Raw genomic sequence first — 13,037 nt, 5'->3', positions numbered from 1 at the left:
CCCTGGGGCGGCCAACATTTCGCCGCGTCCGGGCAAAGCGTCGCGGGCAAACCGATAGAGTTAGTGGCGATTCACCCAGAACCACGGGAAGGCCAACGTTGACCAGAGATCTGCCCGAACTTGCCGACGGCAACTTCTACTACCAGGCGCTGGGCGGCGGACGATTCCGCTCCACCATCCATGCCCAGGGGGCCTGGAACGAGCATGAGCAGCACATGGCTCCCGCCTCCGGACTGATGGTGGACAGCCTGGAGCGGCACGAGCCCCGCGGAGACATGCGGATGGCCCGGCTCAGCTACGAGATCCTGGGGCTGATTCCCGGCGGCGAATTCCACATCGTGACCACCACGCTTCGGCCGGGCAGGACCATCGAGCTGCTTCAGGCCGAACTCATCGCCAACAGCCGGGTGGCCATCCGCGCCACCGCCTGGCGCCTGCTCACCAGCGATACCAGCGCCGTGGCCGCTGTGGAGGACTCCGCCATACCTGCACCGGACGAGTGCAAACCGTACGACGGCGCCAGCGTCTGGCCCGGCGGGTACATCCGGTCCCTGGAAATGCGCGTCGCCGAGGGGCACCGGCCGGGCGCCGGCACCGTCTGGCTGAGAACCGGGCATCCGTTGACGGACGCTGCCGACAGCGGAGACCTGGCCCGCCTGATGGGGATGGTGGACACAGCCAACGGGATCGCGGCCCGGGTCCCACCGGGGAAGGACAGCTACGCTTTCCCCAACCTGGACCTCCAGATCCACATGTACAGGCGGCCGGAAGGTGAATGGCTGGGCCTGGACAATGCGGTGTCGTTCGGGGCGGATGGAATTGGCCTCACCTCCACGGTGCTGCACGACATGTCCGGACCCTTCGGCCGGGCCGAACAGATCCTGACGCTCCGGAAGACCTGACGCGAACCATTTCCGGCACGATGCGGGTCAGCTGGAGCGGAACACGAGCCAGCCGGCCAGCGTCGACAGCCCGGTCAGCACAGCTCCCCAGAGCATATCCACCACAATGAGCTGCAATGGCCAGGTCTTCAGGGTCGCGGCGTTGGTCAGGTCATAGGTGGCGTAGGCGAAGGCGCCCAGCGCGGCGCCGTAGCCGACGGCGGTCAGCCAACTGCCGCCGTCGAGCGCGGGCCGCAGAGCAAAGAAGACAATGCCCGCGATGTACATGACATAGAAGGCCACGGCGTAACCTAGGTGTGGTTTGTCCGCCAGCAACTCGCCGATGTGGCTCCGGTAGAACGGGTTCATCAGCTTCAGCCACACGGCGTCAACAACGGCGAACGCGGCGGCGACAACGAGGAACTGCAATATGACCATAAGGGAGCTTAGCAACATGCAGGACGCCGGAACCGGAGCGCAGCAGCTCACCGTGGTTCGCCAGGAACATTCCCTGGGTGCTGCAGCGGACCTGGATCTTGCACTGGAACTGCTGGGCAAGGCGAAGGCCGGCCGGATCGGCCCCACCATCCGCCTGTACCGCCCCGTTCCCACAGTGGCCTTCGGCCAGCGGGACACCCGGCTGCCGGGTTTCGAGGCTGCCGCCCAGGCATGCCGCGACCGGGGTTTCGAACCCCTCGTGCGGAAGGCGGGCGGGCGTGCCGCCGCCTACCATCAGGGCACGCTCGTGGTGGACCACATCGAGCCCCATGCCGACGCCATCGCCGGATCCAAGACCCGGTTCGGTTTTTTCGGTGAACTGCTCGCGGAGGCCCTGCGGGCCGCGGGAGTGCAGGCAGCCGTAGGTGAAATTCCGGGGGAGTATTGCCCGGGGGAGTTCAGCGTGCACGGCGCTGACCCGGCCAACCCGACGCGCCGGATCAAGCTCGTGGGCACGGCCCAGCGGGTGGTGGCAGGCGGCTGGCTCTTCAGTTCCGTGATCGTGGTGGAGGACTCCGCGCCGATCCGTGCCGTGCTGACCGACAGCTATGCGGCGCTAGGCCTCGACTGGGACCCGGCGACCGCCGGCGCTGCCAGCGACCTGGTGCCCGGACTCGACGTCCAAACCGTGGAGGACGCCCTGCTGTCCACCTACGCGGGCTACGCCCCGCTCCGGATTGCCGATTTCAGCAGCCATGCCGGGTTTGACAGCGGCAAGGCGTAGCCCGCAGGACAGTTATGCGGCCAGGCGGCTCTTGACCTCGGCGGCTGAGGGGTTGGTGGCGGCGGTGCCGTCCGGGAAAAGCACAGTCGGGACGGTCCGGTTGCCGCCGTTGATCTGCTCTACAAGTTCGGCCGTGCCATCAACTTCCTCGATGTTGATCTCCGTGTAACCGATGCCCTGCGCGTCGAGTTGCTTCTTCAGCCGGTTGCAGTAGCCGCACCAGGTGGTGGAAAACATGGTGATGGTGCCGTTCTCGGGGGTAAAGTCCACGGAGCTCTCCTAAATCAGTGAGGGGGTTCGTTCCCGTCAACGGTAACCTGCGGGCTGCTATTCCCCTGAGGCATGTGGCCCCGGATGACAGGCCAAAACAGTGATGGCATGCTGGTGCCATGTGTGGACGCTATGTGATGGCACGTGCCGTGGGAGACCTGCTGGCTGAATTCGATGCGCAGCTGGAGGAGGACGTGGAGCTGCCGCCGTCGTGGAATGTGGCGCCCACCGACGAGGTGCCCATTGTCCTGGAGCGGCTGATTGACGACGCCGCCGTCCGGCAGTTGCACGTGGCCCGCTGGGGCCTGGTGCCTTCCTGGGCCAAGGATCCCGGCATCGGGTCCCGGATGATCAATGCCCGGAGCGAATCGGTACTGGAGAAGCCTGCCTTCCGCAAGGCCATCCAGTCACGACGTTGCGCCGTCCCGGCGGATGGCTACTACGAGTGGAAGCAGGGCACGGGCAAGGCAAAGCAGCCCTACTACGTCCACCCCGGCAATGGCACCGGGCTGGTGTTCGCCGGCCTGTACGAATGGTGGAAGGATCCGTCCAAGGCGGACGGCGAGCCCGGCCGGTGGCTGCTCTCCATGTCCATCCTGACGGCGGACACACCGCCGCCGGGATCGGAGTCAACTGTCTTTGGCAAGCTGACCGCCCTGCACGACCGGGTGCCGCTGCCCATGGACCGGGCCACGATGGAGTCCTGGATCGACCCGCAGATCGATGACGCTGCCTTCCTGGTTGACATGGTCCGGGCCCATGTGAAGGACGTGGCCGGGGACTGGCACGTGGATTCCGTCGGCCGGGAGGTGGGAAACGTGCGCAACAATTCGCCGGAACTCATCCGGCCGGTTGAGGCGCTGTTCTGAGGCGGTTCCGTTCGCTGACCCGCTGGGTTGCGGGGGAGCCTGACCCTAAACGGTGACCCTGCCGGCGTCGTCCACTGTCCAGGTGGGGTTGTAGGTGACCTCCCAGCGGAATCCGTCCGGGTCTGCGAAATAGCCGCTGTATCCACCCCACGGCTGGGTGACGGGCTCTGCCACGATCGTTGCCCCGGCGGCGGCGGCTTCGGCCATGACCCGGTCCACGTCCTCTGGGCTGGCCAGGTTGTGGCTGAGTGTGATGCAGGGGACCGGCCCCGGCGCGTCCACCCCGGCCTCGGCCTGCATCTGGCCGGCGTTCCACAGCGAGAGGATCAGCCCGTGGTTGACCTGAATGAACACCACGTCGTCAGGGAATTCCTTGTGGACGGGCCAGCCGAGGCCTTCGGCGTAGAAACGGCGTGAGTTGGCTACGCTGCGGACACCTAGTGAGATGAAGTCGACTCTGGGCTGCATGCTTCGATACTGTCAGAAGATGGCGACAATTCAAGGAAACGACAGGGACGCGCTGGCCGACAAGGAACAGCTCGCCGCCGTGCGGATTGCAGTCGACGAGGTGGATGAGCAGATCGTCACCCTCATTGCCCGGCGTGAACGGCTGATCCGGATCGCCGGAACCCTCAAGGGGGACGACGCCGAAGTCCGGGCCCCCGGGCGGGTGGAACGGATCATTGAGCACGTCCGGTCCGCCGCGGAGAAGAAGGACATTGATCCGGACATCGTGGAATCCACGTACCGGGCCATGATTTCGGGCTTCATCGAACTCGAGATGAAGGTCCACAAGGAAAACAGCTGAGGCTGTTCCACATAATTCCCAGCTGTTCCAGCTAATTCCAAGGCGCCCTGCATCCGGACGTGTTTCCGGCAGGGCGCCCGCTTTATGCCTTGTTACAGGGCTTCCTCGACAGCGATGCCTGCCTGGAATTCCCGGCCGTCAGCCTCGCTGAAGGCCGACATGATGTGCCCCTTGCCCAGCCCGTGGATGGCGTCAAGGGGGAAGACGCCAGTGATAGTACTGCCGGAGTGAGTGACTCCGCTGAGATCGAAGTTCTCCTCGGTTCCCTGTTCATGGCTGAACGAGTAGAAGGCGATCGCCTCACCGTTCATGAATTCAATGCCCAGCCGTCTTTGAGAGGAGTAGTCAGGGCTGGCGGCCACAAGACCCACCACGTACGCGCCCGAACCGGGGATATTGCCGTCAATATCAAAAGTGGCCAGGAGTGTGGAGTCCTGGGCTTTGATGCTTACGTGCTTGAGGAGTGCGTCATTGGTGCTCATGGCACAATCCTGCTCCCTGCCGTCCCGTCCGTCCACCCCTGTCTAGGTTTTGTCCCGGCCCCGGCGTAGACTGGAATTATTCGAACAAGTATTCGAATGGCTGTATTCGAAACCCCGGGACGGGACCATCCTGGGCAGCGGTTCATTTCAGTTCAGGGAGGCGCGCATGGGCATGTTCAGCGAATCTGTGGACGTAGTCTGCAGCGCTGCCGGCCTGCCTGTGTCCCTCCAATGGGCAGGGCGGCACTACACCGTGTGCGCGGACCCGGTGCGGTGGTTTGAACGCCGGCAGTGGTGGGCCGAGGAAAGCCGCGCACCGCTGGGAACCGGGCCAGGGCTGGTGGACCATGAGATCTGGCGGGTCCAGGTGCGTGCGGATCCGCTGCACTTTGATTCAGGACACCCTGACCGTCCGGGGAAGGGCGAGGTTGGGGAAGAAACCCTCACCCTGGACCTCAGCCGGCACCTCGGAAGTGGCCGCTGGCGGCTGCTCCGGATCCACGACGCACTCCAACCCAGAACAGCATGACCTTCACGCATCTCCACGTTTCCACTGCCTTCAGCGCCCATTACGGGGTGTCCTGGCCGGACGAACTCGCCCAGGTTGCCGCCGCTGACGGCGCCACCGCTCTCGCCTGCACAGACCGGGACGGCCTGTACGGCACAGTCAAACACCTCAAAGCCTGCATGGTCGCCGGGATTGACCCCATCGTGGGGGTTGACCTCGCGGTGTTCGACGACGACGGCGATCACCGCACCCAAATCGCCGGACGCGTGGTGGTGCTCGCCCGCGGCCACAACAGCGGTGCGGGCTACCGTGCCCTCTGCAGGCTTGTGTCCGATGCCCATGCCCGGACATCCGGCAAAGCCGGGGGAGTGGTGCCGGTGGCAGTTACCCGCGCGGAACTCGCCTCCCGGACGCTTGACCCGAAAACACTGAAGCCGGTCCTGACGGTCCTGATCGGTCCGGATTCCGACGTCGGACGTGCCATGGGAGGCCGGCGTTACCTCCGACCCCGTACCCTCTTCAAACGCTGGCTGGAAGCAATGCCCCAGGGGGCCATGGTTGCCGAAGTGGTCTCCCAGCTCAGTGCACCTGGCTCACCGCTGAGCACCGCCCATGCAGTGCGGATGCTCAAACTCGCTGAGGAACACCAGGTCCCCGCCGTGCTCACCAACGCAGTCCGGTACTGCGCCGAGGATGGTGCCGCAACAGCGGACGTCCTGGATTCGGCCCGCACGTTGAAGTCACTGCCTGAACTTGCCGCCGAACCCATGCTCCAGCCCAACGGCCAGGGCTGGCTGAAACCGTCCGGCCAGATGCTCCAACTGGGCAAGGAGATCATCGGCGCCGCTGGTTATGGCGCGGCGGACCTCAAACAGCTTATGGCGCAGACCGAGGCGCTCGCCGACCTCTGCAGGATTGACCCCGTGACTGACATGGGCTGGAAGCAGCCAGTGGTGCCCGAGGCCTCGGTCATCGGCATCAGCCAGGATCCGCACCTTGAGCTGGTCCAGCGCTGCGAGGCCGGTATCGGCAGGAGGTTCCCCGGCGTTTCCGGTGCCGCCGAAAAGGACATGCGCTCGCGGCTGGATCACGAACTGGGGATCATCAGGAGCCTCGGCTTCTCCTCCTACTTCCTGACCGTGGCCGAAGTGTCCCGGATGATCATTGACATGGGAGTCCGCGCTGCTGCCCGGGGATCCGGAGCGTCCAGCCTGGTCAACTACCTCATTGATGTCAGCCAGGTGAACCCGCTGCAGCATGACTTGATCTTCGAACGGTTCCTGTCCCAGGACCGGGCTACCCTTCCGGACATCGACATTGATGTTGAAAGTGCAGAGAGGCACAACGTCTACCGGAGGATCTTTGACCGCTTCGGTTCCGAGCGCGTCACGCTGATGAGCATGCAGAACGGGTACCGGGCACGCGGCGCTGTCCGTGACGCCGGCATGGCCTTGGGCATGGACGACGCCGACGTAGGGGAGATTGCCAAGCAGTTGTGGCGTTTTTCGGCCGGTAAGTTCCGTGAAGCGCTGGTGGAGAAGCCTGAACTGCGTGAGTTTGCCGGCAGGGTGGAGCAAAGGGACTTTGCCGAAAACCAGCAGCTTGATCTCCTGGTGGACCTCACGGAACGGCTGGACCGGCTTCCCCGCCATATTTCCATGCACCCCTGCGGCGTGATCCTGGGAGATGCCACGCTGCTGGACCGCACTCCTGTGCAGCCCAGCGGGCTGGGATTGCCCATGAGCCAGTTCGACAAACACGACATGGACCCCATGGGGATGCTCAAGCTGGATGTCCTGGGGGTAAGGATGCAGAGCGCCATGGCTTTCGCTGTCCGTGAGGTGATCCGGATCCATCCTTCCAAAGCCGAGGTTGTGGCGGCCGGAGCACACCCAATGGGTCCGGAGGGAACCGGCCCGGACTTCATCGCGGACAACGGCCACATCAACCTCAACGCCGTTCCGCTGGACGACGAACCCACCTATGACCTGATCCGCAGCACCCACACCCTGGGCTGCTTCCAGATCGAATCTCCGGGCCAGCGTGAGCTTATTGGCAAGATGGCGCCGCGTGAATTCAACGACCTCATCATCGACATTTCGCTGTTCCGGCCGGGACCCATGAAATCCGACATGGTGCGGCCCTTCCTTGAGCACCGCCATGGTTTTGCCCCGGAGGTCTATCCCCACCCTGACCTCAAACCGGTGCTGCAGGAAACCCACGGTGTCACGGTTTTCCACGAACAGATCCTGAAGACTTTCAATGTCATGACGGATTGCGGACTTGCCCGCGCGGACGAATTCCGGCGTGCACTGGGCAACGAGGCCCTCGAACCGAAGGTGGAGGAGTTCTTCCGGAAAGAGGCCAGGGCCAAAGGTTATTCACCGGACGTTGTGGACCAGGTGTGGGGCACACTGAAGGCCTTTGGAAGCTTCGGCTTCTGCAAGGCGCACGGTGCCGCCTTTGCCGTACCCACCTACCAGTCAGCCTGGCTGAAGGCGCACCACCCGGAGGCTTTCCTCGCCGGGTTGTGGGAGCACGATCCTGGCATGTATCCCAAGCGGCTCCTGGTGGCTGAAGCCCGCAGGCTGGGAATCCCCATCCTGCCCTTGGATATCAACCGGAGCCAGGCGGAATACCGCGTGGAACGGGTCACTGAAGGGCCGGACCGGGGCAAGCTGGGCATCAGGTTGAGCCTGAAGGGCATTTACGGGCTTTCAGGTGCGGAGCTCAAACGCATCGTGGCGGGGCAGCCGTATGACTCGCTGGCTGATCTCCGGGCTCGGTCCCGGCTCAGCAAACCCAGCATCAAGAGGCTGGCCCAACTGGGAGCCTTTGATTCCCTGCACCGGGAGTCGGGCGGGGTAGCCAACCGGGCAGACCTCGTCCAGCATCTGCAGAGGATGCAGTCTTCGGGTACCGCACGGAAGGGCATTGAGGTGATTGAGGGTCAGTTGGCCCTGCCACTGGGGGACGTGGAACTTCGAAACGTCAAACCCGGACTTCCCGCACCAACTCTCGTGGACAACGTCCGTGCTGAGCTGGACCTGATGGCCATTGATGCCAGCGGGCACCTGATGGACAGTCACCGTCCCATGCTGGACAGGCTCGGCGTCACCACGGCAGACAAGCTCCTGGGCCTGCGCAACGGCACGGAAGTGTTGGTGGCAGGCGTGCGTATCGCCACCCAGACCCCGCCAATGCGAGGCGGGCGGCGCGTGGTTTTCATCAGCATCGACGACGGCACAGGCTGTATCGACTCGGTCTTCTTCCACGAAGCGCAGGAGCAGGCAGGGCTGCTGCTGTTTGGTACAAGGCTGTTGCTCATCCGCGGCACTACCAGGCGGACAGGCCCCCGTGGAATCAGCCTGAGCGCCACCATGGCCTGGGACCTGAGCAGGGTTGAGACCCTCCCGTTCCCGGCTTCCAGGCCCGAGACAACCGACGTACCGCATCCCCTGGACGGAATCAGCCGCAGCCTGGCCATCACCGGAATGGGCGGCTGAGCCGCTCCGCACCAGCCGCACCAGGCCCCCGGAGCCCGCGGGTCCCGTTGGTCGGCCTCTTGGGAAACCGATAGCATTGACGGTGGCTGGCTGTGGTCCCCGTACGCCACAAGCTATGAAGCCTAAACTTTGAATAGGAGACACCCGTGTCAGATGCCCAGCAGATCACCCTCATCGTCGATGGCGAAGAGACCAAGGTGACTACCGGGACAACCGGTGCGGAACTCTTCTTTGAGCGCCGCGACGTCGTTGTGGCCCGCGTCAACGGCGAGCTGAAGGACCTGGACCAGGAACTGCCCGAAGGTGCGGACATCCAGGCCGTCACCATAGGTTCACCCGATGGACTGAACGTGCTCCGCCACTCCACCGCCCATGTGATGGCCCAGGCCGTTCAGCAGTTGCGCCCTGACGCCAAGCTGGGCATCGGACCGTACATCACTGACGGTTTCTACTTCGACTTTGATGTCGCCGAGCCGTTCACGCCCGAGGACCTGAAGACCCTCGAAAAGATGATGCTCAAGATCGTCAACCAGAACCAGAAGTTCGTCCGCCGCGTGGTCAGCGAGGACGAGGCCCGTGAAGCCATGAAGAACGAGCCCTACAAGCTGGAACTGCTGGGCAAGAAGAACGAAGCTGCCGAAGCCGGGGAAGGCGTCAACGTCGAGGTCGGTGCCGGGGACATCACGATCTACGACAACGTGGAGCGCAAGGAGGGAAACACCGTCTGGTGCGACCTCTGCCGCGGCCCGCACCTGCCCAACACCAAACTCATTTCCAACGCGTTCGCCCTGACCCGTTCCTCCTCCGCCTACTGGCTGGGCAACCAGAAAAACCAGCAGCTGCAGCGCATCTACGGCACCGCCTGGCCCACCAAGGAAGAGCTGAAGGCGTACCAGGAACGCCTGGCCGAAGCGGAACGGCGCGATCACCGCAAGCTCGGCGTGGAGCTGGACCTGTTTTCTTTCCCGGACGAACTTGGCTCCGGCCTGCCTGTCTTCCACCCCAAGGGCGGCATCATCCGCAAGGAGATGGAGGACTACTCGCGGCAGCGCCACGTCGACGCTGGCTACGAATTCGTCTACACACCCCACATCACCAAGGGCCACCTGTACGAGGTCTCGGGCCACCTTGACTGGTACAAGGACGGCATGTTCCCGCCCATGCGGGTGGATGAGGAACTCAACGCTGACGGAACCGTCCGCAAGCCGGCACAGGACTACTACCTGAAGCCGATGAACTGCCCCATGCACAACCTGATCTTCCGCTCCCGGGGCCGTTCCTACCGTGAACTGCCGCTGCGGCTCTTCGAATTCGGGTCCGTCTACCGGTACGAAAAGTCCGGTGTGGTCCACGGACTCACGCGTGTCCGCGGCATGACCCAGGACGATGCCCACATTTACTGCACCCGCGAGCAGATGAAGGACGAGCTCACCAAGACACTGAACTTCGTGCTGGGCCTGCTCCAGGACTACGGCCTGAACGACTTCTACCTGGAACTGTCCACGAAGGACCCGGAGAAGTACGTTGGCGACGACGCAGCCTGGGAAGAGGCCACCCGTACGCTTGCGGAGGTGGCCGAGGATTCGGGCCTCGAACTGGTCGCCGATCCGGGCGGAGCCGCCTTCTACGGCCCGAAGATTTCCGTGCAGGCCAAGGACGCGCTGGGCCGCACCTGGCAGATGTCCACTATTCAGCTGGACTTCAACCTCCCGGAGCGATTCGAACTGGAGTTTCAGGCCGCCGACGGCACCCGTCAGCGGCCCGTCATGATCCACCGCGCACTTTTTGGCTCCATCGAGCGGTTCATGGGCGTGCTGACCGAGCATTACGCCGGTGCGTTCCCCGCCTGGCTCGCACCTGTGCAGGTGGTGGGCATCCCGGTGGCGGAGACTTTCAATGAGTACATGTTCGACGTCGTCGACCAGCTCAAGGCCGCGGGCATCCGCGCCGAAGTGGATACGTCGTCGGACAGGTTCCCCAAGAAGATCCGCACCGCCAGCAAGGACAAGATCCCCTTTGTCCTCATCGCCGGCGGCGACGACGCCGAGGCCGGCGCGGTGTCCTTCCGCTTCCGTGACGGAAGCCAGGACAACGGCGTACCCGTGGCCGAGGCCGTTAAGCGGATCACAGAAGCCGTCCATAACCGGACCAGCTAGCGGAAACGGATAAGTGACGGTGCAGGAGAACACAGGCGCAGGGTATCCAGGCGATTCCGGCGTGACCGACGACTTTGACCTCGCCGGTGTCCCGGATGCCTTCCAGCGCCTGTGGACTCCGCACCGAATGGCTTACATCAAGGGTGGCCAGCACCAGTTCAAGAATGAGAACGACTGCCCGTTCTGCGTGGGTCCCGCCCGGACCGACGAGGAAGCCCTCATCGTCTACCGCGGGAAGACCTGCTACGTGGTGCTGAACCTGTTCCCTTACAACCCCGGCCATCTCCTGGTCTGCCCCTACCGGCACGTGCCCGACTACACAGACCTCACGCTGGAGGAAACCGCGGAGTTCTCCGAGCTGACCCAGACCGCCATGAAGGTGCTGCGCAAGGTATCGAACCCCGGCGGCTTCAACCTGGGCATGAACCAAGGAGTGGTGGGCGGCGCGGGGATCGCGGCGCACCTGCATCAGCACATTGTTCCGCGGTGGGGCGGCGACGGTAATTTCTTCCCGATCATCGCCCAGACCAAAGCCGTCACCCAGACCCTTGACGAGGTCCGGCGGCAAGTAGCCGAGGCCTGGCCCGGGGAGACGGATGCTGAATAGGCACGCGCGCGGCTTCTTCACCGCGCTGTTTACACCGCTTGCCCGCTGGCTCCTGAAAATCGGAATCTCCCCCGACGCCGTCACGGTGGTGGGAACGCTGGGGGTTGTGTCTGGTGCCCTGGTCTTTTACCCGCTCGGCCAGCTGTGGTGGGGGACGCTGTTCATTACAGCCTTCGTCTTCTCCGATGTGCTGGACGGCATCATGGCCAGGATGCGGGACACCGGCGGCCGCTGGGGAAACTTCCTGGACTCGACCCTGGACAGGATCGCAGACGGCGCACTCTTCGCGGGCCTCGCCATCTGGTTCTTCACCGGCGGCGCTGACCTGGTGATCGCTGTTGGGGCGATGGTCTGCCTTGTCCTGGGCATGGTGGTCTCCTACGCGAGGGCCAAAGCGGAATCCCTCGGGTTCAGCGCGAACGTGGGGATTGCCGAACGGGCCGAACGCCTGGTCTCCGTTTTGGTGGTCACCGGATTCACGGGCCTCGGCCTGCCCCACATTGTCCTGCAGGTGACGCTGGCAGTCCTTGCCGTGGCCAGCCTGGTCACAGTGATCCAGCGCGTGGTTTCGGTCCGCCGCCAGTCCTTGGCCGGGGCCGCAACATCTGATGAAGGCTGATTAAGCCCGCTGTCCGCGGTGGGACTAGTATTAGGACTGCCCGGTCAATGGATCCGGCAACCCGGTGCGTGTACTTTTCGGCTTTATGCCGCCCTCGCGCCCGGCGAAGGTCATCTATCTACCCATAGGGGTTTTTGTGTCTACACCTGATGTAAGCAGCGAAGCCGGTTCGTCCGCGAACAGCGTCACGGGCAGCAACCGTGTCAAGCGCGGCATGGCTGAGATGCTCAAGGGCGGCGTCATCATGGACGTCGTCAACGTCGAACAGGCCCGCATCGCCGAAGACGCCGGTGCCGTTGCAGTGATGGCGCTGGAACGCGTTCCGGCTGATATCCGTGCCCAGGGCGGCGTGTCCCGGATGTCCGATCCGGACATGATCGACAAGATCATCGATGCCGTGTCCGTGCCGGTCATGGCCAAGGCCCGGATCGGCCACTTCGTCGAGGCGCAGGTCCTGCAGTCCCTGGGCGTGGACTACATCGACGAGTCCGAGGTCCTGACGCCGGCGGACTACACCAACCACATCGACAAGTGGAACTTCACTGTTCCGTTTGTGTGCGGTGCCACCAACCTGGGTGAGGCGCTGCGCCGCATCAACGAGGGCGCGGCGATGATCCGGTCCAAGGGCGAGGCCGGCACCGGGGATGTCTCCAACGCCACCACGCACATGCGCCAGATCCGTGCCGAGATCCTCAAGCTCGCGGCCCTGCCCGAGGACGAGCTGTACGTCGCGGCCAAGGAACTGCAGGCCCCGTACGAGCTGGTCAAGGAAATCGCGACCACCGGCAAGCTCCCCGTGGTGCTGTTCACCGCCGGCGGCATCGCCACCCCGGCCGACGCTGCGATGATGATGCAGCTCGGCGCCGACGGCGTGTTCGTCGGTTCCGGGATCTTCAAGTCCGGCAACCCGGCCCAGCGTGCCGCCGCCGTCGTGAAGGCCACCACCTTCTTCGATGACCCCGACGTCATCGCCAAGGCCTCTCGCGGCCTGGGCGAAGCCATGGTGGGCATCAACGTGGACGAGATCCCGCAGCCCCACCGCCTCGCAGAGCGCGGCTGGTAACAGCTTCACAAGCAGTGCCGACGGCGGGGGGGGCCCCCCCCGGGGG

General features: G+C 64.2%; 14 protein-coding genes. 10 read left to right on the top strand and 4 right to left on the bottom strand.

The features are described from left to right. The first annotated feature begins 98 nt into the window (after positions 1 to 98). Positions 99 to 902 (top strand): thioesterase family protein, encoded by an 804-nt coding sequence (locus AU175_RS15720; RefSeq protein WP_066291747.1) that lies wholly within the window; start codon positions 99 to 101, stop codon positions 900 to 902. A 27-nt stretch (positions 903 to 929) separates the two neighbouring features. Here the strand turns inward: AU175_RS15720 and AU175_RS15715 are convergent, their stop codons facing one another. Next, positions 930 to 1,319 (bottom strand): DUF2177 family protein, encoded by a 390-nt coding sequence (locus AU175_RS15715; RefSeq protein WP_066291745.1) that lies wholly within the window; start codon positions 1,317 to 1,319, stop codon positions 930 to 932. Between the two features lie 16 nt (positions 1,320 to 1,335). On the opposite strand from AU175_RS15715, the gene AU175_RS15710 reads away from it, so the two are divergent. Next, positions 1,336 to 2,103: a lipoate--protein ligase family protein gene (locus AU175_RS15710; RefSeq protein WP_066291741.1), complete on the top strand. Its 768-nt coding sequence runs from the start codon at positions 1,336 to 1,338 to the stop codon at positions 2,101 to 2,103. A 12-nt stretch (positions 2,104 to 2,115) separates the two neighbouring features. Here the strand turns inward: AU175_RS15710 and AU175_RS15705 are convergent, their stop codons facing one another. Then, positions 2,116 to 2,373: a mycoredoxin gene (locus tag AU175_RS15705; protein ID WP_066291738.1), complete on the bottom strand. Its 258-nt coding sequence runs from the start codon at positions 2,371 to 2,373 to the stop codon at positions 2,116 to 2,118. Positions 2,374 to 2,492: 119 nt separating this feature from the next. Between AU175_RS15705 and AU175_RS15700 the strand changes: the two genes are divergently transcribed. Continuing rightward, positions 2,493 to 3,242, top strand: coding sequence for an SOS response-associated peptidase (locus AU175_RS15700; RefSeq protein ID WP_082979247.1), 750 nt, complete (start codon positions 2,493 to 2,495; stop codon positions 3,240 to 3,242). Between the two features lie 45 nt (positions 3,243 to 3,287). On the opposite strand, the gene AU175_RS15695 is transcribed toward AU175_RS15700, so the two are convergent. After that, a complete protein-coding gene (locus AU175_RS15695; RefSeq protein ID WP_066291733.1) occupies positions 3,288 to 3,710 on the bottom strand; it encodes a VOC family protein in 423 nt (140 codons plus the stop codon). A gap of 19 nt (positions 3,711 to 3,729) precedes the next feature. Here AU175_RS15695 and AU175_RS15690 point away from each other — a divergent pair, with 19 nt between their 5' ends. Next, on the top strand, positions 3,730 to 4,050 hold the full coding sequence (locus tag AU175_RS15690; RefSeq protein WP_066294262.1) for a chorismate mutase: 321 nt from the start codon (positions 3,730 to 3,732) through the stop codon (positions 4,048 to 4,050). 92 nt (positions 4,051 to 4,142) lie between these two features. On the opposite strand, the gene AU175_RS15685 is transcribed toward AU175_RS15690, so the two are convergent. Continuing rightward, positions 4,143 to 4,532, bottom strand: a complete 390-nt coding sequence (locus tag AU175_RS15685) for a hypothetical protein (protein WP_066291731.1) — start codon at positions 4,530 to 4,532, stop codon at positions 4,143 to 4,145. Positions 4,533 to 4,698: 166 nt separating this feature from the next. On the opposite strand from AU175_RS15685, the gene AU175_RS15680 reads away from it, so the two are divergent. The 6 genes from AU175_RS15680 (at position 4,699) to pdxS (ending at position 12,991) form a co-directional block, all read left to right on the top strand. Further along, positions 4,699 to 5,061, top strand: coding sequence for a DUF6504 family protein (locus tag AU175_RS15680; RefSeq protein ID WP_066291730.1), 363 nt, complete (start codon positions 4,699 to 4,701; stop codon positions 5,059 to 5,061). Further along, positions 5,058 to 8,546, top strand: coding sequence for a DNA polymerase III subunit alpha (locus AU175_RS15675; RefSeq protein WP_066291729.1), 3,489 nt, complete (start codon positions 5,058 to 5,060; stop codon positions 8,544 to 8,546). Before AU175_RS15680 ends, AU175_RS15675 begins: the two co-directional genes overlap by 4 nt. Before the next feature lie 146 nt (positions 8,547 to 8,692). Then, positions 8,693 to 10,702 (top strand): threonine--tRNA ligase, encoded by a 2,010-nt coding sequence (gene thrS, locus AU175_RS15670; protein ID WP_066291725.1) that lies wholly within the window; start codon positions 8,693 to 8,695, stop codon positions 10,700 to 10,702. Positions 10,703 to 10,721: 19 nt separating this feature from the next. Beyond that, entirely contained in the window at positions 10,722 to 11,309 is a 588-nt protein-coding gene (locus AU175_RS15665) for an HIT family protein (RefSeq protein ID WP_066294260.1), read from the top strand. Further along, positions 11,299 to 11,928: a phosphatidylinositol phosphate synthase gene (gene pgsA / locus AU175_RS15660; protein ID WP_066291723.1), complete on the top strand. Its 630-nt coding sequence runs from the start codon at positions 11,299 to 11,301 to the stop codon at positions 11,926 to 11,928. The genes AU175_RS15665 and pgsA overlap by 11 nt, the downstream gene beginning before the upstream one ends. Before the next feature lie 136 nt (positions 11,929 to 12,064). Beyond that, positions 12,065 to 12,991 carry a pyridoxal 5'-phosphate synthase lyase subunit PdxS gene (gene pdxS / locus AU175_RS15655; protein ID WP_066291719.1) on the top strand — a complete coding sequence of 309 codons (927 nt, stop codon included), beginning with the start codon at positions 12,065 to 12,067 and terminating at the stop codon, positions 12,989 to 12,991. The last annotated feature ends 46 nt before the right edge of the window (positions 12,992 to 13,037 follow it).

It is taken from the genome of Arthrobacter sp. B6, assembly GCF_001663775.1.
Classification (GTDB): domain Bacteria; phylum Actinomycetota; class Actinomycetes; order Actinomycetales; family Micrococcaceae; genus Arthrobacter.
Note: the sequence above shows the minus strand (reverse complement) of the source record. Positions and strands in the feature narration are given on the sequence as shown.